Annotated in this window: 17 protein-coding genes; 3 read left to right on the forward strand and 14 right to left on the reverse strand. The window is 62.5% G+C overall.

Translation table 11 applies throughout. The annotated features are described in order from the left end of the window. Positions 1-21: 21 nt before the first annotated feature. The 9 genes from GMET_RS13335 to GMET_RS13375 form a co-directional block, all read right to left on the reverse strand. Positions 22-3,015: an ankyrin repeat domain-containing protein gene (locus GMET_RS13335; RefSeq protein WP_004511803.1), complete on the reverse strand. Its 2,994-nt coding sequence runs from the start codon at positions 3,013-3,015 to the stop codon at positions 22-24. After that, positions 3,012-4,397: a hypothetical protein gene (locus tag GMET_RS13340; protein WP_004511802.1), complete on the reverse strand. Its 1,386-nt coding sequence runs from the start codon at positions 4,395-4,397 to the stop codon at positions 3,012-3,014. The genes GMET_RS13335 and GMET_RS13340 overlap by 4 nt, the downstream gene beginning before the upstream one ends. Continuing rightward, positions 4,372-5,181 carry a hypothetical protein gene (locus tag GMET_RS13345; RefSeq protein WP_004511801.1) on the reverse strand — a complete coding sequence of 270 codons (810 nt, stop codon included), beginning with the start codon at positions 5,179-5,181 and terminating at the stop codon, positions 4,372-4,374. The genes GMET_RS13340 and GMET_RS13345 overlap by 26 nt, the downstream gene beginning before the upstream one ends. Further along, on the reverse strand, positions 5,178-6,041 hold the full coding sequence (locus GMET_RS13350) for an ankyrin repeat domain-containing protein (protein WP_004511800.1): 864 nt from the start codon (positions 6,039-6,041) through the stop codon (positions 5,178-5,180). The genes GMET_RS13345 and GMET_RS13350 overlap by 4 nt, the downstream gene beginning before the upstream one ends. A gap of 36 nt (positions 6,042-6,077) precedes the next feature. Next, positions 6,078-8,348 (reverse strand): ankyrin repeat domain-containing protein, encoded by a 2,271-nt coding sequence (locus GMET_RS13355; RefSeq protein ID WP_004511799.1) that lies wholly within the window; start codon positions 8,346-8,348, stop codon positions 6,078-6,080. Next, positions 8,345-9,586 (reverse strand): class I SAM-dependent methyltransferase, encoded by a 1,242-nt coding sequence (locus GMET_RS13360; RefSeq protein WP_004511798.1) that lies wholly within the window; start codon positions 9,584-9,586, stop codon positions 8,345-8,347. The genes GMET_RS13355 and GMET_RS13360 overlap by 4 nt, the downstream gene beginning before the upstream one ends. Positions 9,587-9,589: 3 nt before the next feature. Continuing rightward, positions 9,590-10,741 carry a radical SAM/SPASM domain-containing protein gene (locus GMET_RS13365; protein WP_004511797.1) on the reverse strand — a complete coding sequence of 384 codons (1,152 nt, stop codon included), beginning with the start codon at positions 10,739-10,741 and terminating at the stop codon, positions 9,590-9,592. A 12-nt stretch (positions 10,742-10,753) separates the two neighbouring features. Then, positions 10,754-11,221, reverse strand: a complete 468-nt coding sequence (locus tag GMET_RS13370) for a BPTI/Kunitz domain-containing protein (RefSeq protein WP_011366080.1) — start codon at positions 11,219-11,221, stop codon at positions 10,754-10,756. A gap of 130 nt (positions 11,222-11,351) precedes the next feature. After that, positions 11,352-11,648 (reverse strand): hypothetical protein, encoded by a 297-nt coding sequence (locus tag GMET_RS13375; protein ID WP_004511795.1) that lies wholly within the window; start codon positions 11,646-11,648, stop codon positions 11,352-11,354. A gap of 170 nt (positions 11,649-11,818) precedes the next feature. Here GMET_RS13375 and GMET_RS13380 point away from each other — a divergent pair, with 170 nt between their 5' ends. Both GMET_RS13380 and GMET_RS13385 read left to right on the forward strand, forming a co-directional pair. Beyond that, entirely contained in the window at positions 11,819-13,255 is a 1,437-nt protein-coding gene (locus GMET_RS13380) for an ATP-binding protein (RefSeq protein WP_004511794.1), read from the forward strand. A 41-nt stretch (positions 13,256-13,296) separates the two neighbouring features. Beyond that, positions 13,297-13,512 (forward strand): hypothetical protein, encoded by a 216-nt coding sequence (locus tag GMET_RS13385; protein ID WP_004511793.1) that lies wholly within the window; start codon positions 13,297-13,299, stop codon positions 13,510-13,512. Positions 13,513-13,570: 58 nt separating this feature from the next. Here GMET_RS13385 and GMET_RS13390 read toward each other — a convergent pair whose 3' ends face one another. From GMET_RS13390 to GMET_RS13400, 3 genes are read right to left on the reverse strand one after another with little or no spacing between them, the layout of a single operon-like run. Continuing rightward, a complete protein-coding gene (locus GMET_RS13390) occupies positions 13,571-14,014 on the reverse strand; it encodes a PaaI family thioesterase (protein ID WP_004511792.1) in 444 nt (147 codons plus the stop codon). Positions 14,015-14,039: 25 nt separating this feature from the next. Next, positions 14,040-14,417: a hypothetical protein gene (locus GMET_RS13395; protein ID WP_004511791.1), complete on the reverse strand. Its 378-nt coding sequence runs from the start codon at positions 14,415-14,417 to the stop codon at positions 14,040-14,042. Between the two features lie 11 nt (positions 14,418-14,428). After that, positions 14,429-15,190 (reverse strand): uracil-DNA glycosylase, encoded by a 762-nt coding sequence (locus GMET_RS13400; protein ID WP_004511790.1) that lies wholly within the window; start codon positions 15,188-15,190, stop codon positions 14,429-14,431. Between the two features lie 40 nt (positions 15,191-15,230). Here GMET_RS13400 and GMET_RS13405 point away from each other — a divergent pair, with 40 nt between their 5' ends. Then, positions 15,231-16,148: a zinc dependent phospholipase C family protein gene (locus tag GMET_RS13405; RefSeq protein ID WP_004511789.1), complete on the forward strand. Its 918-nt coding sequence runs from the start codon at positions 15,231-15,233 to the stop codon at positions 16,146-16,148. Positions 16,149-16,268: 120 nt separating this feature from the next. On the opposite strand, the gene coaBC is transcribed toward GMET_RS13405, so the two are convergent. After that, on the reverse strand, positions 16,269-17,480 hold the full coding sequence (gene coaBC / locus GMET_RS13410; RefSeq protein WP_004511788.1) for a bifunctional phosphopantothenoylcysteine decarboxylase/phosphopantothenate--cysteine ligase CoaBC: 1,212 nt from the start codon (positions 17,478-17,480) through the stop codon (positions 16,269-16,271). 10 nt (positions 17,481-17,490) lie between these two features. Further along, on the reverse strand, positions 17,491-18,120 hold the full coding sequence (locus tag GMET_RS13415; RefSeq protein WP_004511787.1) for an MBL fold metallo-hydrolase: 630 nt from the start codon (positions 18,118-18,120) through the stop codon (positions 17,491-17,493). Positions 18,121-18,289 lie beyond the last annotated feature (169 nt).

Raw genomic sequence — 18,289 nt, forward strand, 5'->3', positions numbered from 1 at the left:
TCAGGTTCATCCCGGCTGAAACTACTTCCCTCCGCCCGCCGCAATGTCCTTGAGCCTCGTCCGCACCTCATCGGAAACGGCCTCATCGGGGTGCGCGGCCAGCCAGCGGGACAGGTTCATCTCCGCGTATCCCCAATGATCCTTGTATTCATACTCCACCAGACCACAGGTAAGCTGCAGGTCCGGCAGCCGCATCGGCTCGTCGCGCAGGAAGGTCACCCGCACCGGCATCCCCGGAGTCAGCCGGGCAACGGCAGTTAAAACCTCGTCCACATCCTTCATTCTCTGGGTGTCAAACGCCAGGATGATATCGCCGGCCTTCACCCCGGCACGCTCGGCGGGGCTTCCCGGCGCAACCGCCTGGACGTAGGCGCCCCCCTCGGCCCTTTTCAGCAGCTTCAGCCCCATCTGCGGCTTCCCCTGCCCCCCTGCCTGGGGTGGCGACATTTCGGGCACGATATCCACCTGGGCGGGGCGGTAGCCGGCCTCGGACAGCTTGAATGCCTGCACACAGTGCTTATGGACTTCATATCCCATGTCGTATTGATTCCTTGCCCTGGCCACCAGCTCCCGGACCCTCCCCAGATGGGTGCCGAGGGCCAGCTCCCGTATCGCCGGGTCCTTTGAATCGGTGGCCGCCTCCAGGGCCGCATCGTCCTGCTCAAGGGTCCTGATCATGTCCACCGTCCCGAAGAACGACGGCCCCTCGCCAAGGAACATGAGCCGACCCTCTCCCGCGCCGATTGAGGCGGTTTCATCCATCTGCTTTATGTAGTCATCCTTCGGGATATCGAAGTATGCCGACGTCGTCAGCTTCTTCCCCGGCCTGAGGGCGGCCCCCTTCTGCAGCAGCAGGCGCACCATGCGCCGCTGCGCAATCTTGGCCTTGGGGTCCGAACGTTCGTTGAGGGTGTTCAAGGCCACATAGATCGCGGAGCGTGTCGGGCGGTTCGGCTGCCTCTGGGCCACGGCGGTCGAAGCCCCCTTCTCCAGGAGGAGCTGCATGCATTTTTCCCGACCGGAGAAGATGGCGCTGCCAAGAGGGGTGTACTGTCCAATCGAATCAGTCTCGTTCAGGTCTGCCCCTCGCTGGAGGAGAAGCGACAGGATTTCATCTGTGCAGATGCTGTCGCTCATTTCACTGAGGAGGCTCTGCTTGCCATAACTCATTTCATACCGGAAGTCGGCCCCGTTCTTCAGCAGAAACGCGGCAAAGTCGGCTGAATAGCTGGACACCAGCGGCGGGCCGCCAGGGAACCGCCGGACGTTGACGTTGGCGCCGCGACGCACCAGCAGTTCGGCCTTGGTCCGCCAGTCGCCAACGTATTCGACCATGGTCAGCGGCGATTTCCCCTCCCTGTCGACTGCGTTGGGATTGGCACCCCGCTCCAGAAGCAATTGCACCGCCCGGGCGGAACCGAACTGCACGGCTGTGGAAAGGAGCGGTTCGCCGCTCTCGGAGGTGGTGTTGGGATTGAGCCCCTGATCCAGCAGGGCAGTAAGGGTAGCCATGTCATCGTAGCTAATGGCTTGCCAGGGGTCCGGCTGTCCGGCAAGCGTGAAGGACCACTCCCCGGCGGGGATGCCATCCACCTCTACCCGCATTCGATAGCGGCCGGGATAGCGGTTCCCGAGTTCATCGGTAAACCTGTAGTGCACCCCGCCGATCTTCCAGTGGGGAGGAGAGTAACCATTCTCTGTTTTTCCGCCGATGGCGGCAAAGAGCGGGTCATCGGAACCCTGTGTCACCTGGTAGTTGGCGCTTTTCAGCATGCCGCCGGTCGGCTCATGCCAGGAGACCGTAACCGAATGCCCCCCACGGCTTCGGGAAAGAGAGGCCTGATCGAATTCGATCCGGGCCACGATGCGCCGCACATCCTTGCGGTCGAAGCTTTCGGCGAATCCCCGGGTATTGTCGAGAGTATCGCTCTCATAGAAGCTGACGCCGGCAATGGCACAGGGAGGCGCCGCCTCGCCAGGGGCCACGGGCCTCACCGCCAGGTTGAAGCGCCTGAGGTCCGCCAGGTTGTCGAGGGCCAGCACCCCCAGGGAGGTATTGAACAGCACGTAGAGGGTATCGCCAGCCATGGCCATCCGGTGCCCATACCCCGCCGAGCGCATGATCTCCAGGGCTCCGCCCTGGCCGGCGAGGACGATCTCCCTGCCGGTGCTGACCACAAGGCCGGCCGGCGTCATGGCCAGCCCCGTCACGGATGCCGAGGGGTGGGTGTAGTAGGTGCTCTCAGCGCCGTCCTTCACGGAATAGCGGGCGACCGTTCGCCCCTTGGCCACGTAGAGGGCTTCAGCATCGCCCGTAACGGCGGTGATGGGCTCGCCCGACTCATAGGCCAGCTCCATGTCGAGGATGCCGCCCCCCTTGAGGGAGCGGAGCAGGTAGAGAGCATGGCGACCACTTCGCGCGTCGATGCCGGCACAGTAGACGGTTGTGCCGACGCTGGTCAGGACATCGATTTTGCGCAGGGGTACTTTCGTCACGGGCTGCAGCGCCGCATAGGGTACCCCCTTCTTGTCCAGGGTTTTCTCCCTGGGCTCGGCGAGGAGCAGCAGATCATTGCCGGCCGACAGGAGGAACACGCCGTTGGAGAGGTGGGTCATCCCTGAGATCGCGGCTTTCACGGCCACCATGAAGTTTCTGTCGGGGTAGAGCAGGTGGTATGTATCAGAATCACCGCTGAACGCCACAACGGGGGCACCTGCGGCACTGACGCTGAAGATGGCGTCGGTTCTGGTCTTTTCCGTGGGGGGGAGCACCCATCGGGGGGCAACCTTAGCCCCCCTGAGGAACAGGAAGGTGGCCTCCGTGAAGAGGCTGGGCGCGGGCTGCCGCTCCACCGACGGCTTGGGTGCCTGAGGCGTCGGCGGCTTGGGTGCCTGCTGCGACGGTTTGGACACCTGCTGCTTGGGCGGCCTGGAGGCAGCCAGCCCCGGCATGCCCAGGAGCAGAGCTAAAATCTGTACCGCTGTTGCCAGCAACGCGGCTTTCCGCCTGATCATTCGCCGAACTGGATCCACGCCTTCACCCCCTTCCGTGATGCGGACAGCTCATCGTTGAAACGCTTCCAGAACCCCTCGGCATCGAAACTGGTGCCGGTCGCGGCCGTCGCATCCACCATGAACCGGTTGAGGGCTTGGTAGGCGACCTTCGAATACATCCGCCCCCCCTCCACGGCAAACTCCGCATGGGGCCCCACCGGCTCGGGTATCTTGGAAATAATCAGATCCGCCGTCTCGGCGCCGGCCGCGGGAGCGCCCCCCTCCCCGGCTTTGACCGCGATGCGCCCCACAGCGAGCATCTTTTCGTAGTACCCCTTGAATTTCTCGCCCCGGGCCTCTTCGATGGCGTCGCCGGTCTCCGACTCGATAATCTTCGTGATCTTGTCGGTGAAAAAATCAGCCGCAAACGCCGTAGTGATGGGATCATCGGGCTGGGACTTCGAATCCGCGGCAGAGGCGAGCCGGCGGTCCGGAGATTTGATGGTCCGCGCCGCATTGGCAGCCGAACTGTCCTGCTGGAACATCCCCATGACGGAGTTCAGGAGGGTCTTGCTCACCACCCGGGGAAGCGGCAGGCGGAGGCTGTCCCGCTCTTCGTCGGAACGGGGCTGCCCGGCGGCCATGGCCCACAGCTCGTTGCGCCGGCGCAGTGCCGCATAGAAGGCCTCCGCATCGGCGTCGGAGAGCACCCCATCCTTATTGAGCCTGGCGTAGAGCACGGCTACCGTTTCCTGTGCCGCCAGATATTCCTGCCATTGCTGCGGGGAAAAGCCGGGGAGTGGGACCACCGGCCGCGGGGCCTGGACCGTCTTGCTCAGGGGTTTCGCAGCGGGCATGAGCGCAACCAGCTTTCCCATCCGCTGGCGGTACTCTGAGCGCTCCTTCCGCAACTCTTCCTGTCGTTTCAGCTCCTGCTCGGCGCGGCGCAGGTTTTCCTGGATCACCTTGTCGTTGGGGGACTTGCCCACGGCATTCTTATAAAGCTCCACCGCCTTTGCCCAATCACTCTTCTCATAGGCCCGGTTCCCCTGCTCATTGAGGTTGAAGGCTTCCTGCTTCCGCTGCCGCTCCTCCTGCTGCCGTGCCTGCTCCCGCTCCTCCTGCCACTGGTTGATCCGCTCAAACAGGCTCGGGCCGCGTTCGTAACCGCTGTTTCCGCCGTCATCGCCGCCGGAGCCTCCGCACCCGCTGACACACTCCGGGCCGCTAACCGGCGGGATATACACTGACCCTCCGCCGGTCATGGACCGGAGCTGATCGAAGGCGCCGGCTGACGCCTCCGCAGTGAACGCGGCAGCGGCGCAGAACTGGCAGGCCGCCAGGAACAGAAGCCCCCGCCCCCTGAGGGTCTTAACTTTAATAAACCTCGTGCCCATAGTCATGGGAGGGCCCCCTCTCCGTGTCTCTCGATTCATAGGTGTACCTGCCGCCCGGGAAGAACCTCTGCGTAACCTTCTCGAAAACAGGGAGGAACTCCCGGAATTTTTCCTCTGGGGCGGTGTAGCGCAGGGCGAAAAACCCCTGCTTCGCGGGGAGCACCACGAACCGCTCCCTGATGGGTATCCTTGTGGCGTTCAAGCCCGGCCGGATATACACACCAGGCTTTACGGGTCCGCCCGTCCCGCTTTCCCTCGGCGCGTACTCCTTCTTGACACGCTCGAACACCATTCCATCCCTGCCGGCAACCTTCACGGCCGTGACATCCCCGTAACTGCTCCCATCAAGGGACACCCCCAAAGCCGGCTGCGCGAAAACCCTGAGGTAGTGGTCCACGGATTTGTACATCAGGTTCCCTTCCGCGTAGTAGAAGATGGAGATAGCGACGGAGGGTTCGCCCGGCTCCGGGGCTTTCAGGTGAAAACCGTAGGTCTTTTTCTCCTCATTGCTCAAGCCGAGGCCGGATCCGTAGTTGTCGACCCGTGACCACTCCGGCGGGATATCGCAGGAGAAGTAGTCTCCCACCTCCACGGTCACAAACCCGTCGGGGTCGGGAATTCCCGGGATCAGCTCGTGGGGAACCGAATGCGTTAGCGGCAATGCCGAAGAGGGAAGGGAAGTGCCGGCCTGTGCCGGCCCATCCCACACTGCCAGCGCCGCCAGCAAAACCAAGCACGGCAGCAGGGCCCGGGGATTGCACCTTTTCGTCACAACTGTCGATGCCTTCATATCGTGTTTTTCCCCCAGTTCCTGAACAGTTCCACGATCGATGCGAAGCCGCGCTCCTCCGCCAGTTGCCGGGGGGTTAGCCCTCTGTCGTTCCTGATGGTCGGGTCGGCCCCCCGGGCAAGGAACAGTCTGACGAATTCTTCATAGCCAAGGCCGACGGCGTAATGGAGTGGCGTGTCGCCGTACCGGCCGGCGATATTGATGTCCGCGCCGCTGTCGAGGATGAGAGTCGCGGCCTCCAGCGCCTCTGCGGAAACGGCGGCATGGAGCGGTGTGAATCCCTTGTTGTCCGTGATGTTCACATCGGCCCCCTTTTCCAGCAGCAGGCGGACCATCCCGGTGTTGCCTCTCCGACAGGCCTCCCGCAGGGGGGTATACCAGTAGCTGTTGGCGATGGTCACATCGGCTCCGGCGTCGAGAAGAATCCGAGCAACATCGTCATGCCCCTCGTGAACGGCGGCAAAGAGGGGGGTGTTCCCCTCGCCATTGACGGCATTCACCCGGGCCCCGGCAGCGAGCAGAATCCGCGTCGCCTCGGCATGGCCGTAATGGGCCACGTTGTGGAGGAGGGTGATGCGGTACTCCTTGTCCGCGTAGTTGGCATCGGCCCCCTTGGCAAGGAAATCCCCGATGACACCGGCATCGCCGTATCCCTGGTTGAGGTAGAGGAAGAGCGCTTCCGAGGGGGGGGTCCCCTCCGGTATTTCCAGGGGCTTCAGGACCGGCTCGTACTTCCTGCCGAGGAACTGCTCCAGAAGGTCGCCCCCTTCATCGGCGGCAGCCGCCGGACCCGCCGCCACCAGAAGCAGCAGAGCCATCAATACTGTGATTGCACGGAGCATCGTGGCTGCAATGGTCATGTCCAGCACCTCCTTTTCGGTCTTACGCTCTGGAACTCACTCCCGCCAAGGAGGAGGCGTAAGCGGCAGCGGTTCATAATCGCCTTCCCCCTTCCCCTTCACGATCCGCATGGTGACACCCTTCTGCTTTGCGTAGACCTCCATGCGGTACTGGCCACCGAAGGAGGGGCGGCCGAAACCGCGCTCCGCTTCCATGGCAATCCTGTTCATAAACAGCCGATAGGTGATCTGCATCACCCCATCCTTCACAGAGGGCTCATCGAAGTGGATGGAGTAGAGCCACTCCGCCTCGGCCCCCAAAAAGACGCAGGCCACGGCGAAGTTATCGAAATCGACGATGGGCGCCGGCTTGTCAAAGGCCCGCTTCCAGAGATCCTCCCACTGGGTGCGGTCGTCCACCACCGTGATGAACGGCTCCTTCATGGCGGCGTCGTACCCTGTCCAGGACATGCCGGCATAGTCCCGCCCCGCGCCCGCTTTTTCCAGAAGCTCCAGCATCTTCCGATCGCCCCGCTCCGCAGCCAGGAGCCAGGCGGTTTTTCCGTCCCTGTTCGTGAGGGTGATGTCGGCCCCCTTGGCCAGCAGGACCTGGGCCACGGCCGCGTTTCCCTGCCCCGCCGCCATCAGCAGGGCGCTCATCCCCTTGTCGTCCTGGGCGTTGATGTCGGCACCGTGCTCCAGGAGATGGCGCACCACCTCGGGGTTGGCGTCGGACCAGTTCCCCGCCTCCAGGATAAGGGGGGTCTTCTGGTAGTAATCCCGGGCGTTCGGGTCGGCCCCCTTCTTCACCAGAAGCTTAACCATCTCCAGATCGGCCTTGGGAAGGGCCGTGAGGAGCGCATCCTTCACATCGGCCCCCTTGTCGATGAGCCGGGAGGCGAGGGAAACGTTACGGGCCTTGATGGCCGCCTGCAAATCGTCGGTACGCACGGTAGCGCCCCGCTCCAAGAGCAGGCGAACGATCCCGTCATGCCCTCCGGCAATGGCGATAGTCAGCGCCCCCTCGGAATCCTTCCCCAGGATGTTGACATCGCCCCCCCTGGCAAGGAGGGCCTTGACCGTTGCCATATCCCCCTTCTCGCAGGCATGCATCAGGGGAGTCTTCCCCCCTTCGTCGACGACATTGACCGGTGCCCCTCTGGCAATGAGGAGCCCGGCGATCTCCGCCGGCCCGTCCTTGATGGCCATGGTCAGCAGCGGGGTGCCGCCGATGATGATGTCAGGGTCGGCCCCCCTCTCCAGCAGGAGCCGAACAGACTCCAGATGCTTGTTCATGGCCGCGAAAACCAGGGCCGGCCGTCCCAGACTGGAGGCGTTCACGTCGGCCCCCTTGGCCAGGAGGGTCTTGACGACCTCGTCGTGGCCAGTGCTGGCCGCAAACATGAGGGGAGTGAAATCGGTGCCGTTTTTGGCGTCAATCTGCGCTCCCCTCTTCAGGAGAAGCTCAACCATGTCAGCCCGCCCCATGCTTGCGGCCTGCATGAGGGCCGTGCTCCCGTTGCCGAAGCGCCCGTTGACGTCGGCACCCTTGTCGAGGACCGCGACTACGTCAGCCGCGTTACCTCTCTTGACGGCGTCGGAGAGGGGGGTATTCGGCCCGAGAATGGCCAGGTCGGGCCGCTTCGGATCCTTGAGAAGCTGCGACAGGTAGTCGAGCTTCAACTCCTGGGCCAGGGTAATCGCGGTGTCGCCATCCTTATCCTTTGCGGAGGGATCGGCCCCCTTCCGGAGGAGCGGCCAGACCAGCCTGGCATCCGCGTGCCGCACGGCCCAGATGAGCGCGGTACGGCCATATTCGCCCGCGGCATTCACCTCGGCGCCGTGCTTCAGAAGGGCTTCGAGGGTTTCCCGCGGGTCCCCTTCCGGCCCCCTGTGGAAAAACGCTCCCCTCATGGCAAGAATCAGGGGGGTATCCCCCTTTTTCGTCCAGGCGTTGACATCGGCCCCCTTTCCCAGGAGATAGGCGACGACCTTCGCGTGTCCCTGCTCGGCGGCATGGAGCAGGGGGGTTTGCTCAAACGCCCCTTTCGCGTCAACCTTCGCGCCGCTTTCCACCAGCAGCCGGACCACCTCCAGACAACCGTTTTCGGCGGCCAGCGACAGGGGAGTGCTGTCGTTGCGGTCTTTCCGGTCGCGATACGCGGGATTGGCGGCCCATGTGCGCGCCGTTGCCAGATCGCATTCCTTGGCAGCCGCGTGGAGGGGGGTGTGGTCCATGTCCGGCGGCGGCAGCATGGTCAGGGCAAAGGCCGGGGCCGCCAAGAGCAGCGTTGCGAGCAGAAGGGGGCCATTCATCCGTATAGTCATGCTGATCCTTCCTTTTCTATGACAGAGACAGGTTCCCATGGAGGGATGCCGTTCATTTCAGCCATCAGCGCCGGCCGGTGCGCGTGCTTCACCTCGCTGGGGGAGGCGTCGAGGGCCGCCAGAGCCATTTCGTAATTGAGCCGCGCCGCATCGGCGTTACGGTGCAGGCCGTGGATCCGCGCACTGTTCCAGTAGACAAAGGGGTTGTCCCGGAAGATGCGGGAGGATTCCCCGAAGCTGTCAAGGGCCTCCCGGTACTCCCCCAGATGGAACTGCTTGAGCCCCCTGGCGAACACCTTGTCCGCCAGGGACTTCAGGAGCGGTTCGGAGAACACCGTCACCGGCCTCCCCTCGTCCCTCGGCAACTCAACGGTTTTACCGGCAAGCACGGCCGAGATGATGGCAATGCCGTCCCGGAGGATTTCCCGATAGGCGTCCCCCTGCCGGCCGGCCCCCTCGGGCCGGGCCTTCAGCATGGCCAGGAGAGCCCCCTGGAACCGGCTCTCTGCCAGACGGGCGGCAACGGCGCGGCATTTTCCGGCATTGGCATCACTCTTCCCCTTGAGGGTGAAAAACTCACGGACGATTTCCGCGCTGTACACGGCAAGCCCCATGGTCTCGGCGGCGTCCCGCTGCAGGGCATCGGCAAGGCGCTTCAGCAGCTCCTCCTGCCCGGCCATGACGAGTTCATCTTCGAAGGCGGGAATTTCCTGCATCACGAGCCGCTTCCTCAGTTCGGCCATGAACTCGTGCTGTTTCCGGTCGGCCGGCTTTCGCAGGATCAGCCGCAGGGAGGGCCGGTTATCCTGATAGAGGAAGGATTCATGGTGCATGAGGGCGAACCCGGCCTCGGCAACCAGCTCCCGCAGCAGTTCCAGGGGGAAGCAGAACCGGTGCTGCATGCCGGCAGTTTCGGCGCCGTAGAGCCATGTCAGGGCGTCCTCCCGGGCTGTCCGGTCTCCGGCCAGGAAAATCTCGAAGGAGCGCTCCAGATGTGGCGTTTCAAGGCGGAGCGTCCCACTCGGCCGCAGCACCCGGAAACACTCGGCCAGAAAGTACTTCCCCTTGAAAAACCCGAGGTGTTCCATAAGCTGCGACGCCACGATCTCGTCAACGGAGGCTGTGTCCAGGCACAGGTCATGGGCCTCCATAATGGCGTCGGCGACAGAATCGCCGCTGACGTCGATGTTCAGGTGCCCTTTCAGGTAGGTATGGCCGCAGCCGATGTTCAGTTTCATGGTCTACCGGTGGCCGAGAAACGAGTCCCTCAGCCTTTTTTCATTCCCCCGGGCGCCGAGGGTCGCGAGCCTCCTGCGCGCCTTCAACAGGAGCCGGTACCAGGGGTTTCGCAGCTCTCTCTCGAAAATGTGCTGCTCGATCCGGTGGAAGCAGTAGGGATCGTTGTGGAATTCCCCGGTCTTCATGAGGGACATCTCGTTGCATCCCCCCTTGCACGTGGCCAAGTGCGGGCATACGCGGCAGTTCTCCCCGGCGTCGTCGGCGGTAAAGCCCCGCGAATAGGGGAAAGCCCCGGCGCTCCGCCAGAGATCGCGGACCGACGTCTCCCGCACATTGCCGGCAATGGTGCTGTCGTCCATGGAGAGGCACCCCTTGATGTTGCCGTTGCTCTGGATGCCGATGACCGACACCCCGGCCTGGCACCCCGTCCACTCACCGGTCAACGAGATGTTGTCCAGCATCAGGGAGTGGTAGCCCATGTCATGGGCGCCGATGACCGGCATCGCGTGAATCGGGTACGCTTTTCGGGTGGAGGCGATGAAGAGCCCCACGGAATAGAACTCTTCCTCGTCCAGGAGCAACTCCCGGGGGAATCTCCTTCCCTCGGCCCCGGCCACCTGGATCTGCCACGCAACGTTTTTCCTCAGCAACTGCTCCCGCAGAGCCGTAAGTTCCGTCAGGTTCATCCTGTGGACCGTGGTGATGACGCTCACCGGCAGTCCCGCCTCCCCTGCCGCCCGGATGAAATCCCAGGTTTCCCGGAAGGCGCCGCTCCGCCCCCGGATATGGTCGTGGATGGCGGGGGTTGCGGCATCGAGGCTCACGGCAACGGCGCGGGGGTCCAGTTCCCTGAGCCGCGCGAAGATCTCGGGGTCATGAATCGTCCCGTTGGTGATGACGGAGAGCTCCATGCCGAGCTTCCTGATGAGGCCGGCGATCTGCCAGAAATCCTTCCTCAGGAGCGGCTCGCCCCCCATGAGGGCAACGCCGAGGCAGCCGGCCTCTTTCAGGTCATGACACAGGGCCACGGCCTCGTCGGTCGTCAGCTCGTCGGTTCTCCTGCTCCCCGCGCTCGACCCGCAGTGGATGCAGTTCAGGTTGCAGGCCAGGGTAAACTCCCAAACCGCGCATTCGAGGGTATAGGCGCCGTTCACGACCTACCCCGCTCAGCGGGAGAGGTGCCGGAAATCCCGGACGCTCACGGTGTAGTACTTGGTGCCGCAGGGATAACCGGGGAAGGGACCGCCACAGTCGTCATCGGGAATCACCGGCTCCGCCTGCTGGGCGAGGCACTCCTGTGCGCACTCCTCCCTGGTTTCGAAGGGAACCACGCCTTCGCAGCCCCCGTAGACGAACTCCTTGCACTCATTGGTCTTCGGGTCAAAATAGTATTTCCAGAACAGGGCCTTGCAGGGACCGCCGTCCGGCTTGAGGCGGCACTTCTCCGGCAGCGGCTCCTTGGCCTGGGGTTTTACGTGATCTTGAAGAGGAACCGTGGCATCAGCCTGGGCCGAACCAGTAAAGGCGGAAATGATCAATGCCATAAGCCCCGACATGCCGATCCTGACGAAGCTCCTGATCTCGCCTTCTCCAAGACCCGCCTTTTTCCCGATTCGAGCAATTTTCCTGTTCATCTCCACACCCCCGGATTCTGTCATAATTTTCGCCGGCCAAGGTTATATGGTCCTGTATTCCCTATCGGTTCGCGCATTCTTTTCTTGACCGAATTATACGGATTTTATCGCTCTGTCAGTGCTTACGCCGCTAATCCTTGAAGAGTAATGTTGCTTTCACGACCTGTTTCCCGTCATGCTCGATTTCGCACACATAGCGCCCCATGACGCCGCTGGCCGTGACCAGGGCCTTAGTGGGGGAAGTGCTGTCAAAAAACCGGAAACCGCTTTGCAGCGCCTTCTCTTTCGCAACAGCCAGCAAAGTGCCGGCAGCCGTTTCGCGGCAGTAGCCGACCAGTTTTTTCTTGGTCCGGTAGCCGTCTGCCACACCGACCAGAAACATCAATATGATAACGGCCAATACCAGCTTGAAAACTTTCTTCACCATATCCACCCCCGTTGCGGATAACCATGGATTGATCGGATTTTCAAAGACTTTGCAAAAACGGTACCTTTGTCAAATCATCCCGCCGTGGCAACCAAGTGGATACAGATCACTTCCACCCCCAAAAAGCGCACATACTTGTATGATACGATTTTGTATGATAAACATTTGCCATGCGTTTTTATAACAGGGAAAAAGAACTTGCCCGCCTAATGGAAATAGCCACCCTCTCGGAAGAGTCGGCCCACCTGGCGGTCATCACCGGCAGGCGCCGGGTCGGCAAGACCGAACTGATCCGAAAGTTCGCCGAAGGACGGGACGACTTTCTCTATTTCTTCGTGTCGAAGAAAAAACCTCGCGTTCTGCTCGATGAATTCCGGGATCTCCTGGCCGCACGGGTGCCGCTGCTGGCCTCGGCATCCTTCGGGAGCTTTGACGATTTCTTCCGCGCTCTTTTCGAAATCACGAAAGAGCGCCCGCTGTTTATCGTCTTCGACGAGTTCCAGAACTTCCAGCAGGTGGACCCGGCGGTCTTTTCGACGCTCCAGGATCTGTGGGACCGGAACAAGGGCACCATCAAGGGGACCATCGTCTGCATCGGGTCGGTGCAGACCCTCATGCGCGAGATCTTCGAGGGCGCCAAGGAACCGCTCTTCGGTCGAGTGACCGCCCGGCTCTACGTGGAGCCCCTGATCCCCGACGTGGTTGCCACAATCCTTGCCGACCACCAGGTTGATGCGGTCAGGCACCTCCCCTTCTTCTTCACCCTCTTCGGCGGCATCCCCAAATACTATTTCCTGCTCGACCGCTACCGGCTCTTCGGCAAAACTCCGGCGGAGATCATCCGAAAATTCTTCTGCGAGACCGACGCCCTCTTACAGAACGAGGGGAAAGACCTCCTGGTGGAGGAGTTCGGCAAGAACTATCATCTCTACTTCTCCATCCTTCAGGTTATCGCCGGCGGCGAGAACCAGATGGCCCGCATCGCCGACAAGTCGGGGATCAACGTCAACAGCATCAGCAAATACCTCGACGAACTGACCTCCTACTACCAGGTCATCGAGCGACGGCTGCCGGTGACGGCGACCCGGCAGGAGCAGAAAACCGGCCGCTACTACCTGAAGGATCCGTTGCTCCGTTTCTGGTTCCGGTACATCTACCGCAACCAGAGCCTGATCGAGATCGGCGACGAAGAGGGGCTTCTGGGCAAGATCCAGGCAGATCTCTCGACCTTCATGGGGTGGTCGTTCGAGGAGTTGATCCGCGCCATGCTCCTGAAGCGCAATGACGGCACGGTGGTTCCGTTCGGCTTCACCCGGATCGGCGGATTCTGGACCAAGCGGGGGGATGTGGAGATTGACATCGTGGCGCTCAACGAGGAGGATGGAGCGATCTTCTTCGGCGAATGCAAGTTGAGCGGCAGCAGGTTCAGCGTGGCCGATGCCCGGCGGCTAAAGGAAAAGGCCAAGGCTGTCCCATGGCGCACCGGCGACCGGCGGGAGCATTTTGTCCTTTTCTGTATGGACGACCTTGAGAGCGACGCGGAACAGGCCCTTGCCGCCGAAGGGGTCGGCGTCGTAAGGCTTCGCCAGCTGCTATCGGTGCCATAAGATTGAAACCACACAGGGGTGCGTAAGACCGCCAGCGGCTGATGGTCGTCGAGACCAAGGGATACCACCTGAAAAACGACGATACCGACTACAAGGAGAAGCTCCTCGATCTCTGTACGGAAATGTTTCGGTGGGAAAACGTCAAGACTGTGGGAGAACTGGAGCTGGAGTATGATGCAAAAACATCCGTCGCCTGCGCCTTGGTGTTTCAGGAGCACTGGCGGACGGAACTGGCTGCGCTTTCGGGCGGGAATTGACGCCGGTCGGCGAACTGACTGGAAACCAATCAGAAACACTCCCCATATTATGACCCCTTCACCGCCGCCTGATCCGAAAAACCGAGGTAAAGGTGGCGGTCTTCACCCCTTTTTCGTCAAAGACCTCCGCCACCCCCCTGATGGTCCGCTCGTCTTCCCGGATGGCCTCGGCCCTGGCCGTGACCGTTCCCCCGTGGATGGGGGCATGGAATTTCAGATTGAGTTCGGTGGTCACGAAGTGGCTCCCTTCGGGGAGCATGCTCTTGATGGCCATGGCCACCGCCGTATCGGCCAGGGCGGTGACGGCGCCGCCGTGCATGAGCCCCTTTCCCTGGGCGTGTTTCACCTGGAACGGCATGGTGAGGCGCGCCTTCCCCCCCTCGGCCTCCTCGATAGTCATCCCCAGGTATTCCTCGAAGGGGGCACAGGCGATCCACTCGGGAAGCTCGAAGGGGAGCGCCACATCCTCTCCCATGGGTTCGTCGTAGAGATGCTCGTACATGGTCTTTCCTCTCTCCGTTAGGGCCTTACTTGAGCAGTTGGACCTTCACGGCCTCGTCGATGAAGCTCTCCTCGATGGCCTCCCGGACCCAGGCTTCCTTGCTCTTTGCCAGCACCCGGGCAACCCCCTCGGCCACGGCCGGGACCGGACTCCAGAGAGCATTGCGAATCTCACGCAGCTCATGGAGGTCTCCCCGGCGCCCGTCGGCCATCTCGCGGCAGCGGCCGCAGAGAAGGGCCAGGGTCTCCTCTGACGGCTCTTCATCCGGGCGGTAGTCCCAGGGGCGAAGGTCTTCCTTCCCCTCGCACCACTCGCAGGCAAACCCTGCCCGCTTGGCCAGGGCCTTCCCCAGCGCGCCTATCTGCTCCTGCCGCTCCCTGTTGGCCTGATACCCTTTTGCCATCGTTCCTGTTCCTATCCCTTCTTGGTCGGCATTTTCTTCCCCAAGAGCGCCATGACCTGCTTCATGTCATCCCACACCTCCCGCTTGCGTTCGGGGTAGCGCACGAGGAACGCCGGATGGAACGTGGGCATGAGGGGAATGCCGTGGTAGTCGTGGAACCGCCCCCGGAGGGCGGAGATCGGCTCCTTGGTGGCCAGGAGGGTCTGGGCCGCAAAGGTACCCAGCGCCACCACGGCCTCGGGACCGATGGCCCGCACCTGCCGGAGCATGAAGGGGGCGCACTGGACGATCTCGTCGTGGTGGGGGTTACGGTTCCCCGGCGGGCGGCACTTGAGCACGTTGCAGATGTAGACCTCGTCCCGCGCAAACCCCATTGCCTGGATGATCTTCGTGAGGAGCTGCCCCGCCTCCCCCACGAAGGGCTCCCCCTTGAGGTCCTCGTCCCTGCCCGGGGCCTCGCCGATGAAGACGAGACGGGCCCGGGGATTGCCGACCCCGAAGACGAGGTTCGTGCGCTGTTTTCCCAACTGGCAGCGGACGCACTCCCCGAGATCGCGGCGGATATCGTCCAGGGTCTCGCCGGCGGTCGCCGCTTGCGGCTCGGCAACGGGCGCTGACGAAGCAGGAACTGAAGCGGGAGCGACAGCCTCCGGCGGCGGAACCGGTTGCTCTTCCCGCGACGCCGCGGCCCGGGGAATCTCGTCCACGCCGGTCTCCTTCAGCTCCTCCAGGTAGCGCCTGAGGGAAGCGATCGTCTCCCCGTCAACGCCCATGGTGGCAAATTCCTTTACATTTTTCCGACGGTTTCATACCATGATTCCCATGCCTATCCTGCCGATATTTCTGCTCATCATCCTCTTCGTACCCGCCAATGCCTTTGCCTGGGGTGCCGGCATCCACCTCCAGCTCGGCACTGCCGTCATCAACAACCTCCAGGCCGTGAGCCCCGCCGTAGCGGCCGTCGTCGGCGCCTTCCCCCACGATTTCCTCTACGGCTGCATCGCGGCGGACATCACCCTGGGCAAGAAGTTCACCCACTACCTCCAGCACTGCCACCGCTGGCGGATCGGGATGAAGGTCCTGGAGTACGCCTGGAACCCGCCCCAGAAGGCCTGCGCCTACGGCTACCTCGCGCACCTGGCCGCCGATACCGTGGCCCACAACTACTACGTCCCCGCCAAGACCATGGAGAGTTTCTCCACTCTCACTCTCAAACACGCCTACTGGGAGATGCGTCTGGAGACCTATGTGGACCAGGAGATATGGGAGACGGGGAAGAAGGTCGCCACGGAAAACTACAAGGCCAACGACGCGCTTTTGCGGAACGTCCTCTCGGACACCCTCTTCTCCTTCGGCACCAACAAGCGGATCTTCAATTCGATCCTCCTGGTGAGCCGCCTGGAGAAGTGGCAGCAGGTGCTCAAGACCCTCTCCGACACCTCCCGGTACACCCTGGAGGAGGACGACCGGAGCGAGTACCTGGACCTGGCAGAGGAGGCGGTGTTCGACTTCCTGAACCGGCTGGAGGAATCCCGCTACTTCCAGGCCGACCCCACGGGAGAGCGGGCACTTGCCACCGCCGAGGCGGTCAGGAAAAACCTCCGGCTCCTCTACAACGCCGGCAAGATCACCAAGGAAGATGCCGTCGCCCAGGTGGACGCCATGCGAGCCCGGCTCCGGGAGGCCATCTGGGAGCCGGAAAAGCTCCTCCAGATACTGTCAAAAGGATAATCAGAATACAGAATTCAGGAGTCAGAATTCAGGAGAAAGTCCACTCGAACACAAGTTCAGAATGCTGTTGCGCGAATTTCATTCCGACTTCTGCATTCTGACTCCTGACTCCCGAACCCCCTACTCTTCTCCTCTCATTCCCTGCTTCCGCAGCCCGGCCGCCCGGTCGAGGATAATCGTCGCCATCTCATCCTTCCCCATGAGGGGGAGTTCCTCGACACGCCCATCCCGGTGGAGGAGCTTGGCGATGTTGGTATCCACGTTGAAACCGGCCCCTGGCTGGCCGATGTCGTTGGCCACCACCAGGTCCAGGTTCTTGCCGGTCAGCTTCTTCCGGGCATTCTCCACCAAATCGCTGGTTTCGGCGGCAAATCCCACCAGAACCCGATCCCCCTTCACCCGCCCCACTTCCGCCAGGATGTCGGGGTTTTTCTCCAGCTCCAGCACCATGGCATCGGCTGACTTCTTGATCTTCCCCGCAGCCCGACTCTTTGGGCAGTAGTCGGCCACGGCCGCCGCCTTGACGATGACGGTGCTCGCCGCGACCCGCTCCATGACCGCGTCGCGCATCTCGGCGGCGGAGCAGACATGGACCGTCTCGATCCCCCAGGGGTCGTCGAGGCAGGTGGGTCCGGCCACGAGAACCACCTCGGCCCCGCGGCGCCGGGCGGCCCGGGCAATGGAGTATCCCATCTTTCCCGACGAGTGGTTGCTGATGAAGCGGACCGGGTCGATCTCCTCCAGGGTCGGGCCAGCGGTCACGAGAACCCGCTCACCAACCAGGTCCTGCCGCGTGAGGGCGCAGACCGCCTCCTCCATGATAATGGCCGGGTCCTGGAGCTTCCCCTCCCCCTCCCAACCGCAGGCGAGCATCCCCTTGACCGGAGCCACGAAGCGATAGCCGTGGCGGCGGAGCTTCTCCTCGTTTTCACGGTAGATGGGATTGGTGCACATGTTCACATTCATGGCCGGGGCAATGAGGACCGACGCCCTGGTGGCCATGACGGTGGTGGTGAGCATGTCATCGGCGATGCCGCCCGCGATCTTGCCGATGACGTTGGCCGTGGCCGGGGCAATGATGAAGAGATCGGCCCGGTCGGCCAGGGCAATGTGGCCGATCTCCCGCTCGGCGATCAGGTTGAAAATCTCCGTGTGGACCGGATTCGCGGTGAGGGTCTGAAAGGTGAGGGGCCCCACGAATTCCGTGGCCGAGCGGGTCATGATGACGTGGACGTCGGCCCCCGCCTTGGTCAGGAGCCGCACGAGCTCCACCGCCTTGTAGACGGCTATGCCGCCGGTGACGCCGAGGACGATCTGCTTGCCGTTGAGCATGGATGGTCTCCTACCCGTTCAGGTACGGATTGTACAGCTTCTCCCGCCCGATGGAGCTCGCCTCGCCGTGTCCCGGGAAGACCTGGGTCTCGTCGGGGAGGGGGAGGAGCTTCGTGCGGATGGAGGTTATAAGGGCCTCGTGGGAGGAGCCGGGGAAATCGGTCCGTCCCACCGACTCGGCAAAGAGGGTGTCCCCGGTGATGACCTTACCCTCCCCTTCCAGGTAGAGACAGCATCCCCCCGGCGTGTGACCCGGCGTGTGGAAGACCTTCATGGCGCATTTGCCGAAGGTAACCGTCATCCCGTCCTCAAGAAGCTCGTCCGGCGGGGGGGAGTTCGCGGTGGAAAGGCCGTAGTTGGCCGCCACGTCCGCGGCCCGGGACAGGAAGTGGACGTCATCCCGATGGATCATGAGCCGGCCGCCGGTTGCCTCCAGGACCGCCTTGTTCCCCCCTATATGGTCGAAGTGGCCGTGGGTGTTGATGACCGTGCGGATGGTGAGGCCAAGAGCCCGGACCCGGTCGAGGATGCGCCCCGCATCGGCGCCGGGGTCCACCACCACTCCCTCTTTGGTTTCCTCACAGCCGAGGATGAAGCAGTTGACCCCCATGGGGCCGACAACAACGATTTCGAAGATCATAGCGGTATCTCCCGAGACAGAATACAGTCCGAATAACACGGAGAAACGGAGAGCACGGAGTAAAATCAGGTAATTGTCGAACAGGAACTATCGGACTGATATCGCCTGTTCGGTTGTTATTAATAACAACTCAACTTTTTGATTTCTCTGTGTTCTCCGTCTCTCCGTG

The organism is Geobacter metallireducens GS-15, from assembly GCF_000012925.1.
Taxonomy (GTDB): Bacteria; Desulfobacterota; Desulfuromonadia; order Geobacterales; family Geobacteraceae; genus Geobacter; species Geobacter metallireducens.